A 751-nucleotide genomic window follows, 5' to 3' on the forward strand; every position below is an offset into this window, starting at 1 on the left:
TGCACGCGGCCTATGGGGGTGTTGTCAGGATCAACGCCGCCAGTGCTTGAGGCGCCGGGCATATCATCCCAGGTGGCCTTGATATCAAATTCACCGTTACCCGACACTAGCAAAAATAGCGGTTCTTTTACTTCATTGATGTTTAATTTCTCAATCATGCTGTTATTAAGATAGGTACTGCCATCATTAGGGTTGGAACCGAACCTGTCATCGTCGCCAGTATAGGTAAATGTCATATCCTCATACTTCAACTCTGTACCGGCAGCAAGGTCCTGAGAGTAGCTATCGGGATTAATGAGTTTGTCACTACTGTATGTTGTCCCTTCAGGAAAACCATGAGCCAAGGTAAATATATTTGTTTCTACATCTTCTGCTGATTTGATGGAGATTCCATCAGCATTATTTTTCCAAGTATAGTCTGCTTCAGTACCTTCCCAGGTCGAGGGATCATCATCCGTTCCTTCAACTGGCGTGCCTATTAGATGCTTGCCATCTCGGGTGAAAAGTTGGATATCATCATCTGCGCCCTTGTCGTATAGGTGGATTTCCACGTTTTTTGCGCCCGTTGGAATGAAGGCAAAAGGTCGCAGGCCTGATTCCACTCCTTTTTCCTCAATGCCTTCATTTAAAACATCACTAATTATCTTAGTTTCACCTAGGCGCGTCGTACTCTGCGATTGAAAATCAACTGTAGAGTAGGGCATAGGTCGCACGGGGCCTTGAGCGGCGGCGATCTTGTCCAGGTCGTTAA

1 protein-coding gene is annotated in these 751 nt (G+C 46.2%); it reads right to left on the minus strand.

All coding sequences use genetic code 11. The annotated features are described in order from the left end of the window. A partial coding sequence (locus QC823_RS16155) for a hypothetical protein (protein ID WP_309657361.1) occupies nt 1–751 on the minus strand: 751 nt, incomplete at both ends.

Source organism: Vreelandella vilamensis (assembly GCF_031451755.1).
GTDB classification, from domain to species: Bacteria; Pseudomonadota; Gammaproteobacteria; order Pseudomonadales; family Halomonadaceae; genus Vreelandella; species Vreelandella vilamensis.